13 protein-coding genes are annotated in these 14,830 nt (G+C 61.5%); 11 read left to right on the forward strand and 2 right to left on the reverse strand.

The window, feature by feature from the left end; all coding sequences use genetic code 11:
- Nucleotides 1–33: 33 nt before the first annotated feature.
- From HP556_RS07040 to HP556_RS07085, 10 genes are all read left to right on the forward strand, one after another.
- Nucleotides 34–507, forward strand: coding sequence for a biopolymer transporter ExbD (locus HP556_RS07040; RefSeq protein WP_093759405.1), 474 nt, complete (start codon nucleotides 34–36; stop codon nucleotides 505–507).
- Between the two features lie 4 nt (nucleotides 508–511).
- Nucleotides 512–1,600, forward strand: coding sequence for a cell envelope integrity protein TolA (tolA, locus tag HP556_RS07045; RefSeq protein ID WP_338117542.1), 1,089 nt, complete (start codon nucleotides 512–514; stop codon nucleotides 1,598–1,600).
- An 11-nt stretch (nucleotides 1,601–1,611) separates the two neighbouring features.
- Complete coding sequence (gene tolB / locus HP556_RS07050) at nucleotides 1,612–2,955, forward strand: Tol-Pal system beta propeller repeat protein TolB (protein ID WP_175366424.1); 1,344 nt, start codon at nucleotides 1,612–1,614, stop codon at nucleotides 2,953–2,955.
- Nucleotides 2,956–3,141: 186 nt separating this feature from the next.
- Complete coding sequence (locus HP556_RS07055; RefSeq protein ID WP_175366425.1) at nucleotides 3,142–5,469, forward strand: putative bifunctional diguanylate cyclase/phosphodiesterase; 2,328 nt, start codon at nucleotides 3,142–3,144, stop codon at nucleotides 5,467–5,469.
- Nucleotides 5,470–5,630: 161 nt separating this feature from the next.
- Nucleotides 5,631–6,371 carry an N-acyl amino acid synthase FeeM domain-containing protein gene (locus HP556_RS07060; RefSeq protein WP_374725695.1) on the forward strand — a complete coding sequence of 247 codons (741 nt, stop codon included), beginning with the start codon at nucleotides 5,631–5,633 and terminating at the stop codon, nucleotides 6,369–6,371.
- Between the two features lie 263 nt (nucleotides 6,372–6,634).
- On the forward strand, nucleotides 6,635–7,129 hold the full coding sequence (gene pal / locus HP556_RS07065) for a peptidoglycan-associated lipoprotein Pal (protein WP_175366426.1): 495 nt from the start codon (nucleotides 6,635–6,637) through the stop codon (nucleotides 7,127–7,129).
- Nucleotides 7,130–7,292: 163 nt separating this feature from the next.
- A complete protein-coding gene (gene ybgF, locus HP556_RS07070) occupies nucleotides 7,293–8,300 on the forward strand; it encodes a tol-pal system protein YbgF (RefSeq protein ID WP_175366427.1) in 1,008 nt (335 codons plus the stop codon).
- Nucleotides 8,301–8,347: 47 nt separating this feature from the next.
- Nucleotides 8,348–9,379, forward strand: a complete 1,032-nt coding sequence (gene tilS / locus HP556_RS07075) for a tRNA lysidine(34) synthetase TilS (RefSeq protein WP_175366428.1) — start codon at nucleotides 8,348–8,350, stop codon at nucleotides 9,377–9,379.
- A gap of 233 nt (nucleotides 9,380–9,612) precedes the next feature.
- Nucleotides 9,613–11,529 carry an ATP-dependent zinc metalloprotease FtsH gene (gene ftsH, locus HP556_RS07080; RefSeq protein ID WP_093759402.1) on the forward strand — a complete coding sequence of 639 codons (1,917 nt, stop codon included), beginning with the start codon at nucleotides 9,613–9,615 and terminating at the stop codon, nucleotides 11,527–11,529.
- Nucleotides 11,530–11,694: 165 nt separating this feature from the next.
- A complete protein-coding gene (locus HP556_RS07085) occupies nucleotides 11,695–12,891 on the forward strand; it encodes a glycosyltransferase family 87 protein (RefSeq protein WP_175366429.1) in 1,197 nt (398 codons plus the stop codon).
- Here the strand turns inward: HP556_RS07085 and HP556_RS07090 are convergent.
- Nucleotides 12,863–13,504, reverse strand: coding sequence for an HD domain-containing protein (locus tag HP556_RS07090; RefSeq protein ID WP_175366430.1), 642 nt, complete (start codon nucleotides 13,502–13,504; stop codon nucleotides 12,863–12,865). The two genes, HP556_RS07085 and HP556_RS07090, sit on opposite strands and share 29 nt — an antisense overlap.
- A gap of 172 nt (nucleotides 13,505–13,676) precedes the next feature.
- On the opposite strand from HP556_RS07090, the gene HP556_RS07095 reads away from it, so the two are divergent.
- The gene (locus HP556_RS07095; protein ID WP_175366431.1) at nucleotides 13,677–14,636 is read left to right on the forward strand and encodes a GlxA family transcriptional regulator; all 960 of its coding nucleotides are present in this window, start codon (nucleotides 13,677–13,679) and stop codon (nucleotides 14,634–14,636) included.
- Between the two features lie 6 nt (nucleotides 14,637–14,642).
- On the opposite strand, the gene HP556_RS07100 is transcribed toward HP556_RS07095, so the two are convergent.
- Complete coding sequence (locus HP556_RS07100; protein WP_175366381.1) at nucleotides 14,643–14,828, reverse strand: hypothetical protein; 186 nt, start codon at nucleotides 14,826–14,828, stop codon at nucleotides 14,643–14,645.
- Nucleotides 14,829–14,830 lie beyond the last annotated feature (2 nt).

A 14,830-nucleotide genomic window follows, 5' to 3' on the forward strand; every position in this document is an offset into this window, starting at 1 on the left:
TGACGAATTGAACCTTGAAGTGAGCACCCTGTCATGGGGATGAATATGGGCTCGGGCGGTGGTGGCGGAGGTCGGCGCGGGCGCCGGCGTGCTGCCGTCATGGCCGAGATCAACGTCACCCCGATGGTCGACGTCATGCTCGTGTTGATGATCATCTTCATGGTGTCGGCGCCGCTGATGACCTCGACCATCGATATCGACCTGCCGATCGCGAGCGGCGGCAAGTCGATATCGCAGAATGCTCCGCCGCTCACCGTGTCGGTGAAGCGCACCGGCGGTGGCTGTAATTCGGCGGTCGAAATGTATGTCGGCGACGCCCTGGTGCCGGTGAGTGAGCTCGACGCCAAGATCAAGGCGATCCGGGCGACGCGTTCGGAGACAGACAACACCGTGTTTCTCCGTGGTGACAAGGACGTCTGTTACACGGACATGATGAAATTGCTCGGCACTGTTCGCTCTGCCGGATTCAAGGCCAATATCGTGATCCTGCCGGAGCAGGGGACGTAAGCTCGTGGAACAGCCGGTTGATCTGGGCAGGAGCAGGATTGGAAATCTGATCGTGAAGGTCGACAAGACACTCATCGCATCGGTAGCCCTGCACGTCATCGTGATCGGGTGGGGACTTCTCACGTTCTCTTCCAAGGCATTGGAAGTGATGCCGGAGGATTCCGTCGGGGTCGACATCAGCGTCGAAAGCCAGTCCATGGTCGGTCAAAAGACCGGCAAGAAGGAAAATCCGAAGCCGAAAGTGGAGAAGGTCGCCGAGGCCAAGCCGCCGGTCGAGGATACCGTCGGCAAGATCGACGACAAGAAGCCGCCGGTGATCACCGAGGTTGCGCCGAAGGAACAGCCAAAGACCGACGAGAAGGCCGCGGCCGAAGCGGCCAAGGCGGAAGCAGCGGCAAAAGCCGAGGCTGCAGCCAAAGCTGCGGCGGATGCCAAGGCCAAGGCGGAAGCAAAAGTCGCGGCGGTGGCCGACGCCAAGGCAGAGGCTGAAGCGAAGGCAGAGGCTGATGCCAAGGCTCAGGCAGACGCCAAGGCGAAGGCCGAAGCGCAGGCTAAAGCGAAGGCAGAGGCGAAGGCCAAAGCGGAAGCCAAGGCCAAGGCTGACGCCGAAGCGAAAGCCAAGGCTGAAGCAAAGGCTCAGGCGGAAGCCAAAAAAGCCGAGCGCGTGTTCGATCAGTCAAAGATCGCCGCGCTCATCGACAAGCGCGATCCGACCCGGAATTCGGTGACGGGGTCCGACCTCAATCCCAATGAGGCGCTCGGTCTGAGCAAGGCCAATGCCGCGAACAACGTTGCGACCTGGAGCGCGATGTTCCAGGATCAAGTTGGGCGTTGTTGGAAGCGCACAGATGCTGGAGCGGAATCTCAAAAAATGAAACTTGAGTTCGACGTTCGTCTTAACAAAGACGGCACATTGGCCACTCCACCAACAGTAAGGTCGTCGGCCCGGACGAACCAAGAGCGAAACTTTCAGGAAGGCGTTGTTCGTGCGATTATAGGTTGTCAGCCGTACCGCCTGCCCCAGCAATTCTACGAAGGCAATTCTGGTTGGAATTGGTTCTGGCCCTCGTTTGACAATTATAAAGATTATTGAGCTTGGAAAAAATGCCAAAAGATAGATCAAGCGGGCGGCCACTAATCTCACGTCGTCAGATATCTTCTGCCTTACTGATGGGCGGATTGATGTTGGGAAGCGGGCGCCGAGCGTTCGGGCAGGCGCGTGTACAGGTTACGGGCGGCGAAGTCGCGCCGCTGCCCATCGCAATCCCCAATTTCTCCGCCGGCACCGGCGCCGACAACGAAGTCAGCGTCGGCGTCGCGCAGGTCATCACCAACAATCTGAAGCGTAGCGGCCTGTTCGCGCCGATCGATCCGGCCGCCTTCGTCGAGAAGGCGATCAATATCGACGCGCCGCCGAACTTCGTGAACTGGAAGACCGTCAATGCGCAGGCGCTGGTGACTGGCCGCATGACCCGGCAGGGCGATGGTCGCCTGAAGGCCGAATTCCGGCTGTGGGACGTCGCCACCGGTCAGCAATTGGCTGGCCAGCAATATTTCACCTCGCCGGAATACTGGCGTCGTATCGCCCACATCATTTCCGACCAAATCTATGAGCGTCTGACAGGCGAGAAAGGCTATTTCGATAGCCGTGTGGTCTTCGTTGACGAAACGGGCTCCAAGGAGCGCCGCGTCAAGCGACTGGCGCTGATGGATCAGGACGGCGCCAATGTGCGTTACCTGACGCGCGGGGCGGATCTGGTGCTGACGCCGCGGTTCTCGCCGTCGACGCAAGAGATCACCTATATGGAATTCGGTCAGGGTGATCCCAAGGTCTATCTCTTCAATATCGAGACAGGCCAGCGCGAGGTCGTCGGCAACTTCCCGGGCATGTCGTTCTCGCCGCGCTTCTCGCCGGATGGCCAGCGTGTCATCATGAGCCTGCAGCAGGGCGGCAATTCGAACCTGTTCGTCATGGATCTGCGGTCGAAGTCGACGACGCGCCTGACTGATACGCCGGCGATCGATACCTCGCCGTCTTATTCGCCGGACGGGGCACGGATTTGTTTCGAATCCGATCGCGGCGGCAAACCGCAGATCTATACGATGGCGGCCACCGGCGGCGGTGCTCAGCGCATCTCGTTCGGGGAAGGCAGCTATTCGACCCCGGTCTGGTCGCCGCGCGGCGACTATATCGCCTTCACCAAGCAGGGCGGCGGGCAGTTCTCGATCGGCATCATGAAGCCCGACGGGTCCGGCGAACGGCTGCTGACGTCCGGCTATCATAATGAGGGTCCCACCTTCGCGCCCAATGGCCGCGTGATCATGTTCTTCCGCGATACGGGCGGGGGCCCGTCCCTGTTTACGGTCGACGTTTCGGGTCGTAACGAACTCAAGGTCCCGACGCCCGGCTTCGCGTCCGACCCGGCCTGGTCGCCGTTGCTATCGTAAACAAACGATTGGCGGCGACGGGCGGATTACCGGCTATTCCCGGCAAACTTTGCCCACCGCGCTGAAATCACGAGCAGATTTGCTGTTTATGCGAATGCGTAAACAGTTCGCTAACGATGTTCCCTCAGAAAGACTTCATCAGGACCCGGTACCAATGTGCGCCTGAACAGGACGCATTTACGCCCGATGCAGCTCGCCGACCACAACCGGACGAACAGCAAATCGATGTCGCCGTCGATCTACACGGCGCTCGTCGATTCCTTGTTCGAAAACCCGATTCCGATGCTGGCCGGTGCGGTCTGCGCCGGGACCGGCGCAGTCATGACTGCGGTGAAGACCGGCAACCCTTTGCTGTGGCCATGCGCCGCCCTGATCATCGTCATTGGCGCTTTGCGGGCCCTTCAGCTTAGCCGCTATGAAAAGCGCGAGACCGCGCTGACGCCTGACGAGGCGATCCACTGGGAATTCAATTACATGGTTGGCGGCTCGCTCTATGCAGCCGCGTTGGGCCTGTGGTGTTGGGTCGTTCTGCTCGGCAGCGATGATCCGGTCGCGCATATGCTGGGTACGGCAGTAACGGTCGCTTATATCGCGGCCGGTGCCGGCCGAACCTATGGCCGTCCGAAGATCGCGCAGTTGCAGGTGCTGCTGGCGTGCGGTCCGATGGCGCTGGCGCTGATTATCCACGGTGACTTCTACTATATCGGCTTTGCGTTTCTGAACGTCCTGTTCTTTGTCGGCCTGCGCCGGATCACGCTTCGTCTGCATGACGTCTACGTTAAGGCGCTGCTGGCCACCGAGCGGGTCGGCTCCATCGCCGGCCAGTTCGATACGGCGCTGAACAACATGCCCAACGGCCTGTGCATGTTCGGCGCCGATGGTCGGTTGGCGGTGCTCAACAATCGCTTTACCGCAATGATGGAGATTTCAGAGGATCTCGTGCAGCGCGGCGTGACCGCTCGCGAAGTCGTCTCGCTCTGCGTCAATGCGGGGACGGTGTCGTCCGCCAGCGCGATGACCATCATCACCGAGATTGAAAGCTCGAAGGCCGCCGAAATCACGACCCTTGATCATGCCCACGAGAGTGAACGTGCATTGTCGTGGAAGTTTCAGCCGATGGTCGGCGGCGGCACGGTCGTTCTGCTTGAAGATATTACCGAGCGCCGCAATTCCGAAGCGCGTATCAGCCACATGGCGCGTTTCGACGAATTGACGGGGCTGCCGAACCGGGTCAGTTTCCGGAACGAAATCGGCCGCATGCTGAAGAGCTCGGACCAATCCACGCTGTCGGCCCTGCTGTTCGTTGATCTCGATCAGTTCAAGCAGGTCAACGATACGCTTGGTCATCCATGCGGCGATCAGCTGTTGTGCATGGTCGCCGATCGGCTGCGCGAAATGTTGCGCGCGGATGACTTCGTGGCTCGTTTTGGAGGTGACGAATTTGTCGTGTTCCAACGTGCCATCAAGACAAATCATGATGCAGCCGATCTGGCGCGTCGCATCGTCGAACGGCTGAGTGAGCGCTACGAGGTCGACAATCATCAGGTCGAGATCGGCGCCAGCGTCGGCATCGCGTTGACGGAACCCGACGTCAGCGCTGACAACCTTTTGAAAAACGCCGATATGGCGTTGTATCGTGCGAAGGCCTCCGGCCGTGGCACCTTCTGCTTCTTCCGCGACGAGATGGCCCAGACGGTCGAGGCGCGCCGCGTGCTCGAACTGGATCTGCGCCAGGCGCTCGCCAATGAAGAATTCGAGATTTACTACCAGCCACTGGTCAATCTGAAGTCGGGACGCATCTCGACCTGCGAAGCGCTGCTGCGCTGGAATCATCCTGTCCGTGGCACTGTTTCGCCGGTCGATATCATTCCCGTCGCAGAAGACATGGGCCTGATCGTCGATCTTGGCCGCTGGATTTTGCGCAAGGCCTGTATCGAATGCATGAAGTGGCCGGACGCGGTCAGCGTCGCCGTCAACTTCTCGTCGCAGCAGTTTCATCAGCGCGATGTATTGAGCGAGGTACGCTACGCCCTCGATGTGTCCGGGCTGCCGGCGCGTCGTCTCGAGATCGAGATCACTGAATCGTCCCTGCTGCGTAATACGCAGTGGACCCACGATGCCCTCGCGCAGCTTCACGCAGCAGGTTGCCGGATTTCGCTCGACGATTTCGGTACCGGCTATTCGAGCCTGAGCTATCTGCACAATTTCCCGCTGCAGAAGGTGAAGATCGATCGCTCATTCCTCGAAGGGATCGATACGGATCGTCCGTTGACGCTGCTGCGCGGCGTTGCGCGCCTCAGTGCCGATCTGGGAATGACGGTTGTCGTCGAAGGCATCGAGACCAACGAGCAACTCGAGTTGATCAGTGCCGACGGCACGATCAGCGAGGCGCAGGGCTATCTGTTCAGCCGCCCGGTGCCTGCGACCCGGATCAGGCAGCTCCTGGACGCATCCCACGGACGTCGCGTGATCGAGCCCGGCGCCAATGTCGAGGCCACGCGCGCGCCGGCCTGACCAGCCGCGGGCCACACTCTCGAATTTCCATTTCCATTCGTTTCGCACGCCGAATAGGCCAAAAGGGTTAACCACATTGTGGCAGAACCTTTGACAACTTTTAAGAAAGCTTTAACCTTTCCTTACTCGCGTAGTCATGGCGTTGGTGCGTAGGAGACGGAATGATGGCTTCGGCCGATCAAGCGACTGAAGCTTCGAAGCGCAGCGATATTCTCGACCGGGTTGACTACCGTCTTGCCGAAACCGAAGCTGAGAAAGAGGCGATCTATAGCCTGCGCTATAGAGCCTATCTCCATGAGGGGGCCATCGAGCCTCGGGCGGATCGCCGTCTCGCCGACCGTTTCGATGATTTGCCGAATTCATGGACTTTCGGGATATTCGTTGATGGCGAGCTCGCCAGTTCGCTGCGCGTCAGCGTAGCGACGCCGGACAATCCGGAAACGCCTGCCGTCGATGCATTCGGGGACTTGCTGCGTCCCGAGCTGGACAAAGGGAAGATCATCGTCGACCCGAACCGCTTCGTGGCCGACCCGAACAACCGCACCAAGTTTCCTGAACTGCCCTATATGACGGTTCGGCTGGGCTATGTCGCCTGCGGCTATTTCAAAGCCGATATAGGGACGGCGACCGTGCGCGCCGAGCATCGCGCGTTCTATCGCAAGGTTTTCCTGCAGACGCCGATGTGCGAGCCGCGGCCCTATCCGACGCTGACCAAGCCGCTATGCCTGATGGCGGCCGACTACGCCGCGGTGCGCGAACGCATTTTCATGCGCTACCCACATTTCCGCTCCAGTCTCTTCGAGCAGCGGGCTCTGTTCGAGCGCAAGAGCGAGCCCCTGGCGCCGGATCTCCATTCATCCGAGTTCCATATCGCCCAGGCCGCGGTGTTGCCCCGCACCTGAAGGGGGCGACAGTCCCGTCGTCGGTCATTGCTGACTTCTCAGCAGTCCCTGCAGCGGGATTCTGCCTAAAACCAGCTGCTTTCTCAGAACCTTCACCGTCGCGCCACATTTGCCAACCATTAACCACGTCGTTGCTTTTTCGCGGCCTGTGGCTTTTGATCGGTTTTGGCAACACCTCATCAAGGTTGACGGAACGTTCGCTTAACCAACGCCCTGTAGACCGAATGACAGTTGGGTAAAGCGTGAGCGTGGAGGCTCCGGGAATGAAGCATCAGATGCGTATCCTCCAGGGATTAAAACTGGCTGCAGTGCTGGCCGTGGCGCTGTCGATGGGCGCCTGCGCCAACAAGAATGGTTTGGGTGGCGATGGCGCGATGGCCAATGCCGCCACGCCGGGCAGCCAGCAGGACTTCGTCGTCAATGTCGGCGATCGCGTGTTCTTCGAGAGCGATCAGACCGAACTGTCGCCGCAGGCGATCGCGACCCTGGACAAGCAGGCGCAGTGGCTGCAGCAGTACAACCGCTACTCCTTCACCATCGAAGGTCATGCGGACGAGCGCGGCACCCGCGAATACAACATTGCGCTCGGCGCCCGCCGTGCCCAGTCGGTTCGCACCTTCCTGGCCTCGCGCGGGATCGATGCCAGCCGGATGCGCACCATCTCCTACGGCAAGGAACGTCCGGTCGCGGTGTGTAACGACATCTCGTGCTGGTCGCAGAACCGCCGTGCGGTTACCGTGCTGAACGCCGGCGCGTAAGCGACGTCTGATATCAAACAAAACGGCGTCTGCCCCGGGGCAGGCGCCGTTTTTGTTTAGGGCAGGCGCCTTTGTCGCTGTCGAAAGTCACATTTTTGGCGTAGTGAAATCCTCATCGTGATGCGCGCCAATGGGGCGCGAAACCGGTCATTTTCAGGCTCAAATGTCATCCAGATCTCATTCGCTCGCCGGCGCTGCACTCGTCTCCATGCTGCTCGTCACGGCTTCGCCGGTTTGGGCGCAGTTGTTCGGTCAACCGGCTCCCCGTCAGCAGGGCTACGGCCAGCAGTCGGGCGATGACGATGCCGATCAGGGCTTGCAGATCGAGCGGTTGCAGAACCAGCTGCGGCAGCTCACCGGCCAGAACGAGGAGCTGCAATTCCGGAACCGCCAGCTCGAAGATCAGCTGCGGCAGCTGCAGGCCGGTGGCGCCCCGGCCGGTGCGCCTCCCGGTGCTGCCGGTGGCCGGCCCAATATCGCTGCCGCCCCGGTGCAGCAGGCGCCGCAGCCCGGTTACAATCAGCAACAGCCGCAGATCGCGGCACCTGCACCAATTGCTCAGGATCCCGCGCCGGCTCCTCGCGTTGGCCGTCGTAACGATGCGTTCGATCCCAATGCGAACCCCAATGCGCCGGGGGTGCCGCGCGCGCTGGGTGGCGGGCAGCAGCCCATGCCCGCAAACGCACCGGTCGGTGCACAGGGCGGTCGTGGGGCCGGCGAGCCGCTCCCGCTGGGTAATGCCGCCCCGGCCGGAGCAGCGCCAGCACTGACGACCTTGCCGCCGGGCGCGACCCCGAAGGACGAGTTCGATCTCGGCATCGGCTATATGCAGCGTCGTGATTATGCGCTGGCCGAAGAGACTATGCGCAACTTCGCCCAGAAATATCCTGGCGATCCAATGATTGCGGATTCGCAGTATTGGCTCGGCGAGAGCTTCTTCCAGCGTCAGAAATATCGCGATGCCGCCGAAGTATTCCTCGGCGTGACCACGAAATACGACACCTCCGCCAAGGCGCCCGATGCGTTGCTGCGGCTTGGCCAGTCGCTGGCCGCGCTGAAGGAAAAGGAAGCGGCCTGTGCCGCCTTCGGTGAAGTGACACGGAAATATCCCCGTGCCTCGGCCGGCGTGAAACAGGGCGTGGACCGCGAGCAAAAACGCGTTAAGTGCTAGGTGATCGACCCGGACGATGAGCCGGGTCGCAACCGGTTCCGACGCGCATGTCTGACGACGACCAGTCGCCGATTTCGGCCCAGATGGCGAAACAGCTATTTGCTGACTGGGCGTCCGCGCCAACATTGGTCCTTGCCGTGTCCGGCGGTCCTGATTCCGTCGCCCTGATGTGGCTCGCCGCGCGTTGGCGGCGTGCGCTCAAACGCGGCCCCGACCTTATTGCCGTGACCATCGACCATGGTTTACGACCTGAAGCGGTCCGCGAGGCCCGCGACGTGAAGCGGCTCGCGGCATCTCTCGATATTCCTCACCGCACTCTCCGCTGGACTGGCGCCAAGCCGAAAACCGGACTGCCTGCCGCGGCCCGCGAAGCGCGCTATCTGTTGCTCGCCAAGGCCGCGCGTAGTGCCGGCGCCTCCCATGTGCTCACGGCGCACACCCGTGACGACCAGGCTGAGACCCTCCTCATGCGGATGGCGCGCGGCAGCGGCATTGCCGGCCTCGCGGGCATGGCGCGGCTGACCGAGCGTGACGGCATCCAGCTCGCGCGTCCCTTTTTGCACATCGCGAAGGCGCAGCTTGTTACTACGCTGACCAAAGCGAAAATCGACTTCGCGACCGATCCCAGTAATTCCGACCCAAGCTACACCCGCCCGCGGCTGCGGGCGCTGATGCCGGCGCTGGCGTCCGAGGGCTTCGATGCGCGAAATCTCGCCCGGCTGGCGACGCGGCTGCGGCGTGCCGATGCGGCGCTGGAACTGATGGTCGACGGGGCAGAGCGGTTTCTGGCGCTGCACAGCCCGGGCAAGATGCCTGAAGCCATCGATGCGGGAGCATTTGCGGGGCTGGCGGAGGAAATTCGCGTTCGATTGTTGCTGCGGATCATCGATCAGGTCGGGCACGAAGGGCCGGCCGAGCTCGGCAAGGTCGAAACGCTTGTATTCGCCATCGTTCAGGCCACGCGATTGGGCGGAAAAGGTATTTTGCTGAAGCAGACGCTCGCCGGTGCCATGATCACGCTGACGCAGGACCGCCTGAGAATCGTTGCGGCGCCGCCCAGGCGTCGCCGCGTTGGTTGAATGCAAAGACGCGCCTGCTGGCCCACAATACCTTAACCACCGTGGGAAAACCCTCTAAACACCGCCATTATTTGAACCGGAAATGCGCGTAGATGCGTTAAATAGTCCATCCCAGTTCCCTTGGCAGCGCCCTCGGTCGCACCTAGATTGTATCCGACCGACCCAGGGTGAACCCTTGTGGCGACCCACAAGGGAATAAGGCCGCGATTTCGCGCGGCGACGAAGGAAGATCGATGAACGCGAACCTGCGCAATTTTGCCCTCTGGGTCATTATCGTTTTGTTGCTGCTGGCGCTGTTCACGCTTTTCCAGAATCCTGGTCAGCGCACCGCCTCGCAGGACATTTCGTTCTCGCAGCTCCTCACCGAAGTTGATCAAAATCACGTCCGCGATGTCGTAATCCAGGGTCCCGAGATTCACGGCACCTTCACCAACGGCTCCAGCTTCCAGACCTATGCCCCGAGCGATCCGACCCTGATCAAGCGTCTGTATGACGCCAAGGTCTCGATCACCGCCAAGGCTCCGGGCGACAACGTGCCGTGGTTCGTGTCGCTGCTCGTCTCATGGCTGCCGTTCATCGCGCTGATCGGCGTGTGGATCTTCCTGTCGCGCCAGATGCAGGGCGGCGCCGGCAAGGCGATGGGCTTCGGCAAGTCGCGCGCCAAGATGCTGACGGAAGCGCATGGCCGCGTCACCTTCGAGGACGTCGCCGGTGTCGATGAGGCCAAGCAGGATCTGCAGGAGATCGTCGAATTCCTGCGCGACCCCGGCAAGTATCAGCGCCTCGGTGGACGTATCCCGCGCGGCGTGCTGCTGGTTGGCCCTCCCGGCACCGGTAAGACGCTGATCGCGCGTGCGGTCGCGGGCGAAGCCAATGTGCCGTTCTTCACCATTTCGGGTTCGGACTTCGTCGAAATGTTCGTCGGCGTCGGCGCATCCCGTGTGCGTGACATGTTCGAGCAGGCCAAGAAGAATGCGCCCTGCATCATCTTCATCGACGAAATCGACGCCGTCGGTCGTCATCGTGGCGCCGGTCTCGGCGGCGGCAATGACGAGCGCGAACAGACCCTCAACCAGTTGCTGGTCGAGATGGACGGTTTCGAAGCCAATGAAGGCGTGATCCTGATCGCCGCCACCAACCGTCCTGACGTGCTGGATCCCGCGCTGTTGCGTCCGGGCCGTTTCGACCGTCAGGTCGTGGTACCGAATCCGGACGTTGTCGGTCGCGAGCAGATCCTCAAGGTCCATGTCCGCAAGGTGCCGCTGGCCCCGGATATCAACCTCAAGACCATTGCCCGCGGCACGCCCGGTTTCTCCGGCGCTGATCTGATGAACCTCGTCAACGAGGCCGCACTGACTGCTGCGCGCCGTAACAAGCGCATGGTGACGCAGAGCGAGTTCGAAGAGGCCAAGGACAAGGTGATGATGGGCGCCGAGCGCAAGTCGCTGGTGATGTCCGAGGAAGAGAAGATGCTGACGGCCTATCACGAGGGCGGCCACGCCATCGTCGGCCTCAACGTCGTCGCCACCGACCCGATCCACAAGGCGACTATCATTCCGCGCGGCCGTGCGCTCGGCATGGTCATGCAGCTGCCGGAACGCGACAAGATGTCGATGTCCCTGGAGCAGATGACCTCGCGCCTCGCCATCATGATGGGTGGCCGCGTTGCTGAAGAATTGATCTTCGGCCGCAACAAGGTCACCTCGGGTGCGTCCTCCGATATCGAGCAGGCCACGCGGCTTGCTCGCATGATGGTGACGCGCTGGGGCCTGTCGGAAGAACTCGGTACGGTGTCGTATGGCGAGAACAACGACGAGGTCTTTCTCGGCATGCAGATGAACCGCACCCAGGCGGTCTCGGAATCCACGGCGCAGAAGATCGACTCCGAAGTGAAGCGTCTGGTCGCCGAAGGCTATGACGAAGCGACCAAGATCCTCACCGAGAAGCGCGATGACCTCGAAACGCTGGCCAAGGGCTTGCTGGAATTCGAAACCCTCTCGGGCGACGAGATCACGGATTTGCTGAACGGCAAGAAGCCGAACCGCGAGTCGGTGCTGGAGCCGTCGGGCCCGCGCACTTCGGCTGTGCCGCCCGCTGGCAAGCCGCGCCCGCGTCCGGACGGTGGCCTGGAGCCGCAGCCGCAGGCGTAAAGTCGTCACACGCAAACATGCAAAACGCGGCCGAAAGGCCGCGTTTTTTGTTATCTGTAGCTCGAATGGAGCGAGGCCCGATGCGGGGACCACGTCCCACTTAAACCTTCCTCAAACTTCCATCGGCACTGTCGCCCGGCGCCCTTGATGCGCATTGGGGACCCTATGCCAGCGCCGCTCACGATGACTTCGACACCCGAGCGTGGCCCTGTTCCGCCGGCGCTGCTGATCGTCTGCACGATCCTGACGATGCTGCATCTCGCCTTCTTCCCGACCTTCTACGGTCGCGGCTGGATCTATGAAGACGGCCTCGGCTCGCCCACCGATTTCGTCAATGTGTGGTCTGCCGGGCGATTGGTGCTCGATGGTCATCCGGCTTGGGCCTATGACTGGGACATCCAGAAAAAGGTCCAGATTGCGGTTCTCGGTCAGAGCTATCCCGGCAATTTCGCCTGGCATTATCCGCCGCCGTTCCTGTTCATCGCGGCACTGCTCGCAAAGCTGCCTTATGCTGTAGCTTTTGCCGGCTGGGCTGCGGTCAGCTTCGTGCCATATCTGGCGGCGATGCGTGCGATCGTCGGTCGTCCCTTCGGCCTTTTATTGGCTGCGGCTTTTCCGGTGGTGATGACTAACGGCCTTGTCGGGCAGAATGGATTTCTGACCGCGGCGCTGATCGGCGGCATGCTGGTGCTGCTGCCGACGCGGCCGATCCTGTCGGGAATCTGTCTGGGTCTGCTCAGCTACAAGCCGCAATATGGTTTCCTGTTTCCGCTGATGCTGATCGCAGCGTCGCAATGGAAGGCGTTTGTCAGCGCAGGCATCACCACCGTGCTGCTGGCCGCGGTGTCGTGGCTCGCTTTCGGCACCGAGAGCTGGCAGGCGTTTATTCACTGGATGCCGATGTTCTCGCAGGCCTTCCTCACCGAAGGCCGCGCGCCATGGGGCAAGATGCAGAGCATCTTTGCACTGGTGCGCTATTTCGACGGCAGCGAGCCGCTGGCCTGGACGTTCCAGTGGATCATGATTGGTGCCGTCGTAGCGGTGCTGGTGCCGTTGTGGCGCAGCAGCGTGCGCTATGAGCTGAAAGCCGCTGCGGTGGCCGTCGGCGCCTTGCTCACGACGCCCTACCTTTTCCTGTACGACGTGATGGTGCTTGCGATTGCCATCGGCTTCATCGCCCGTATCGGTCTCGCGGAAGGCTTTCGCCGTCACGAACTGCCGGTGCTCGGTCTCGCTGCTGCGCTGCTGATCGCCTATCCATTTCTCGGCGCTCCCACGGGCTTTGGCGCAACGCTGCTGGTGGCAGCGTTGATCGCCATGCGCGTGCGGGAGTCTATTCGCTCCACGCCGAGTTCAGGATGATGCTGCAGAAATTCGCGCGCTTGTAGGTGGGGTCGCGGAGGTCGAGCACGTCAGCCTTCACGTTGCCAAAGGTCGTGTCCGGCTTGTGGATCGTCCCCGCAGCGAACGCATCGATGATCCCGTTCTTGAAGTCATGGCCACGCGGATGGTAGACGCACACTTCGTGGCGCTGATGGGCGGTGAAGGCATCATACTCCAGACCCAATACATCCATCTCAACACCGGCCGTGACGAGCGCCACCACGGGCCGCTTGTGCTTGGGAATGCCCGGTGTCGTGTGAAGCGCGATGGCGTCCCAGACATCGTCGATGTCGCGCTCATCGATCCTGTGGCTGCGCAGAAAGTCTGCGGCAGCATTTGCGCCATCGACTTCGAAGCGCTCCTCCTTGCTCGCATAGGGCGCCTGCAGGCCCATGTCGTGAAACATCGCGCCGACATAAAGTAACTCGGAATCGACTTTGAGACCCTTGCGCTGTCCGGCGAGCGCGCCGAACAGGAAAACCCGATTGGAATGATGATACAGAAGATCGCTTTCGGTGTCGCGCACCAGCTGATCGACCTGGCGGGCGAGGGCGCTGTCGGGGACTGTGATGCCGGCGATGGTCTTGCTCATGAGATGCTCCTTGCGGGGGTGTTGTGATGCATCCGTTGTCGTCCGGGGGCTGTGTCCTCGCAATCGCGCCGCGCCCTGCAAAGCTGCCATTCGCCCGTGATTTCCTGCCGCAAGACCACTATCTATTCAGAATGACTTGGGCCTTTCCTCGCCGTCGGAATGAAGCATCACCATGAAGACCGTTGCTCTTGCGATCTTTCCGGGCGTCCAGTCGCTGGACGTAGCCGGCCCGCTTGATGTGTTCATGGAGGCCAATGGCTTCGTCGCTCCGGGCGACGGCTACGACATCACACTTGTCGCTGCAGACTGCGCGCCGCTGCGTGCATCGAACGGCCTGCGGATATCTGCCGATCTGGCGTTCAGTGATGCGAACAAACCCTGGGATCTGGTTCTGGTGGCCGGCGGGCCTGGCCTGCCGACGGCAGAGGCTGACCCGCAGCTCACAGAGTGGCTGGCCAATGCGGCGCTCCAGGCGGAGCGCTATGGCTCGGTCTGCACCGGGGCATTCGCGCTCGGCCATGCAGGCTTGCTCGACGACAAGACTGTGACGACGCACTGGCAGAATGCGCCGCTATTGGCGGTGCGTTTTCCGAAGGCGCATGTGGAGTTCGATCGCATCTATAGTCGTGACGGCGCGCTGGTGACGTCGGCCGGCGTCACCGCAGGGATCGATCTCGGTCTCGCACTGGTCCAGGAAGATCATGGCGCGGATGTCGCGCTGGCCGTAGCCAAGCGTCTGGTTGTGGTGGCGCAGCGCCAGGGTGGCCAGTCGCAATTCAGTCCCTATCTGGTACCGCCGGCCGAGCCGCATTCTCCGATTGCGCGAGTCCATGCCCATGTGATGGCCCATCTGCGTGACGCGCACAGCGTGGACGAACTGGCCGATGTGGCGGGCATGAGCGCGCGCACCTTCGCGCGGGTATTCAAGCACGAAACAAAGATGACGCCGGCAGATTTTGTCGAGGGCGCCCGGATCGACACGGCGCCTAACCGCCTCGAAGGCAGCGATCTGCCGCTCAAGGTCGTGGCCTATGAATCCGGTTTCACCACCGCCGAACATATGCGTCAGGTCTTCGTGCGACGGCTGGGCCTGACGCCCAGCCAGTATCGGTCCAGCTTTCGCGCGCTCTGATTCTGCTCAAGCGAGTTGCAGCGAAGAAATCGGATCGCTCGCAGGAAAGCTGTCCATCAGCGCTTCGTTCAGCATCTCGTCGAGGCGGCGCCGGGCGATCTGCTCCGTCGTCTCGAACGCCGTGAGCGCGCCTGCGTGCTCCACGAAATCGTTGAAGTTGATCCTTTCAGTGGTCGTCATCAGGTCGCGCATCG

The organism is Tardiphaga robiniae, assembly GCF_013359755.1.
GTDB classification, from domain to species: Bacteria; Pseudomonadota; Alphaproteobacteria; order Rhizobiales; family Xanthobacteraceae; genus Tardiphaga; species Tardiphaga robiniae.

Excerpts from the sequence above, each read along its gene's own strand:
- HP556_RS07040 (WP_093759405.1), top strand. The coding sequence starts at position 34 with ATGGGGATGAATATGGGCTCGGGCGGTGGTGGCGGAGGTCGGCGCGGG.
- tolB (WP_175366424.1), top strand. The coding sequence starts at position 1,612 with ATGCCAAAAGATAGATCAAGCGGGCGGCCACTAATCTCACGTCGTCAG.
- HP556_RS07055 (WP_175366425.1), top strand. The coding sequence starts at position 3,142 with ATGCAGCTCGCCGACCACAACCGGACGAACAGCAAATCGATGTCGCCG.
- HP556_RS07060 (WP_374725695.1), top strand. The coding sequence starts at position 5,631 with ATGATGGCTTCGGCCGATCAAGCGACTGAAGCTTCGAAGCGCAGCGAT.
- pal (WP_175366426.1), top strand. The coding sequence starts at position 6,635 with ATGAAGCATCAGATGCGTATCCTCCAGGGATTAAAACTGGCTGCAGTG.
- ybgF (WP_175366427.1), top strand. The coding sequence starts at position 7,293 with ATGTCATCCAGATCTCATTCGCTCGCCGGCGCTGCACTCGTCTCCATG.
- tilS (WP_175366428.1), top strand. The coding sequence starts at position 8,348 with ATGTCTGACGACGACCAGTCGCCGATTTCGGCCCAGATGGCGAAACAG.
- ftsH (WP_093759402.1), top strand. The coding sequence starts at position 9,613 with ATGAACGCGAACCTGCGCAATTTTGCCCTCTGGGTCATTATCGTTTTG.
- HP556_RS07085 (WP_175366429.1), top strand. The coding sequence starts at position 11,695 with ATGCCAGCGCCGCTCACGATGACTTCGACACCCGAGCGTGGCCCTGTT.
- HP556_RS07090 (WP_175366430.1), bottom strand. The coding sequence starts at position 13,504 with ATGAGCAAGACCATCGCCGGCATCACAGTCCCCGACAGCGCCCTCGCC.
- HP556_RS07095 (WP_175366431.1), top strand. The coding sequence starts at position 13,677 with ATGAAGACCGTTGCTCTTGCGATCTTTCCGGGCGTCCAGTCGCTGGAC.
- HP556_RS07100 (WP_175366381.1), bottom strand. The coding sequence starts at position 14,828 with ATGCGCGACCTGATGACGACCACTGAAAGGATCAACTTCAACGATTTC.